We start from the raw sequence: 1,790 nt of genomic DNA on the forward strand, positions 1-1,790 counted from the left end.
GCCGCAGGTAGCGCGGGTCGGTGCGCTCCAGGGACAGCAGGACGTAGAGGTCGGCGCAGTCGAAGTCCGGGTCGTGGGCGGGCTCGCCGCAGACCCAGGCGCCGAGGCGCAGGTAGCCGCGGAGCAGCGCGGGCAGCGCGCCGCGCTCGGCGCGGGGCACGCCGGTGGCGTCCCAGCGGCGGTGCGGGGTGACGCGGTACTCCTCGGGGGCCAGGTACTTGGCGCTGACGGCGTCCCAGACCCGGGCCGCCGTGGCGCCCTGGTCGTCGAGCGGGACGGAGCAGCAGCCGCCGAGCCAGGTGTTGCCGGTCTCGACCATGTAGCGGGCGATGCCGCCCCACATGAGGTTGATGACGGCGCCGTTGCCGCGGTGCTCGGCGCTGATGCAGGAGCGGCCGACCTCGACCAGGCCGGGGCGGACCGGGGCCAGCGCCGAGAGGTCGAACTCGCCGTCGGAGTAGAGCCGTCCGGCCCGGCGGGCGGCCTCGGGGCGCAGCAGCCGGTAAGTGCCGACGACGGCGCCGGCCTCGCCCTCGCGGACCAGCAGGTGGTCGCAGTACTCGTCGAAGGGGTCGGCGTCGAGGCCGGCGACCGGGCTGTGTAGGACGGCGCCGAGCTCGCCGGCGAAGACCTCGTGGCGCAGGCGCTGGGCGGCGCGGACGTCGTCCTCGTCGCGGGCGAGGGAGACGGTGTAGGCGGGCGCAGGCGTGGGGTCCTGGCGCTGGGCGGGCACCGCCGGGGTGTCGTGGGTGGGGGCGACTGCGGTCGGAGCGTACGTGGGGACGGTGGTCATGGCGGACCCTCCAGGGCAGCACGGGCGGCGGTGCCGCGGTTCTCGTGGCACCGGCCCGGTTCGCACGCGTCGGGCATGGGCGCGAACCGGTCACCGGTATGTCTGTCCGAGTCGGCTGGAATTCACGTTGCCGTTCGGCGGAGGGCAGATGTGCAGCTGTTGAATGGGACCACCCGCGTCCGGTGGTCATCTGCCGGGCACCTGCGGGTCGTTCGGCGCTCGCCGGGTGGGGGTGGACACGACAGGGCCCCGCCGGGTACGACCGGCGGGGCCCTGGCGAGCGGTGCGCGGGTGCGCGGCGGCTGGGTCAGTACGCGCGCCAGCCCTCCGGGTCGACACCGCCCGGGATGGCGCCGGCCGGGCCGTACGGTTCGCGGGTGAGCACGAAGGAGCCGAGGTCGAGGTGGCTGACGGTGCCGTCGGCGGCCCGGACGACGCGCAGGGTCTCGCCCGCGTAGTAGTTGTCGAGCCCGGTCCAGGTGCCGTCCGGCTCGGCGCGGAAGCGGGAGTTGCGGTGGCCGCCGCCGAGCGGGCCGAGTTCGAGGCCGCGGTCGGCGGTGAGCCGCAGGGCGTGCGGCGCGGCGCCCCAGTACCAGGGGCCGGTGAGCGCGAGGAGGTCCCGGTCGACCTCGGGCAGCGGGCGCCACGGCTCCGGGATCCGCGGCTCGTGCTCGGCGGTGATGGCGATCAACTGGGCTGCCAGCAGTGGGGTGTTGGTGCCGCTGGTGGCGTTGGCGAGGGCGAGGGCCGCGAGGCCGTCCTGCTCGCTGACCCACAGCCCGGCGGTGAAACCGGGCATCGAGCCGGTGTGCCCGTACAGCACCCGGCCTTCGTGGCGCAGGAGTTGGAGGCCGAGGCCGTAGGCGGTGGTCCAGTCGGCGTTGTCCGGTCCGACGGCGGGGCGATCGTCTGGGTGGGCATCGGCGCCTCGGCGTTCCAGCAGTTCGTCGGCATCAACGTGATCTTCTACTACTCGTCGTTCCTCTGGCAGTCGGTC

The 1,790-nt window shown here is 74.9% G+C and carries 1 protein-coding gene and 2 pseudogenes; 1 reads left to right on the forward strand and 2 read right to left on the reverse strand.

Annotation, left to right across the window (positions count from 1 at the left end):
• Both AB0O00_RS37810 and AB0O00_RS37815 read right to left on the reverse strand, forming a co-directional pair.
• Positions 1–793: GNAT family N-acyltransferase (locus tag AB0O00_RS37810; protein ID WP_363659225.1), on the reverse strand; the 793-nt coding region annotated here is incomplete at its 3' end.
• Between the two features lie 307 nt (positions 794–1,100).
• Positions 1,101–1,679, reverse strand: a pseudogene (locus AB0O00_RS37815) (serine hydrolase); the annotation flags it as partial.
• Positions 1,680–1,697: 18 nt separating this feature from the next.
• Here AB0O00_RS37815 and AB0O00_RS37820 point away from each other — a divergent pair.
• Positions 1,698–1,790 (forward strand): annotated as a pseudogene (locus tag AB0O00_RS37820) (MFS transporter); the annotation flags it as partial.

Source organism: Kitasatospora sp. NPDC093558, from assembly GCF_040683475.1.
Classification (GTDB): domain Bacteria; phylum Actinomycetota; class Actinomycetes; order Streptomycetales; family Streptomycetaceae; genus Kitasatospora.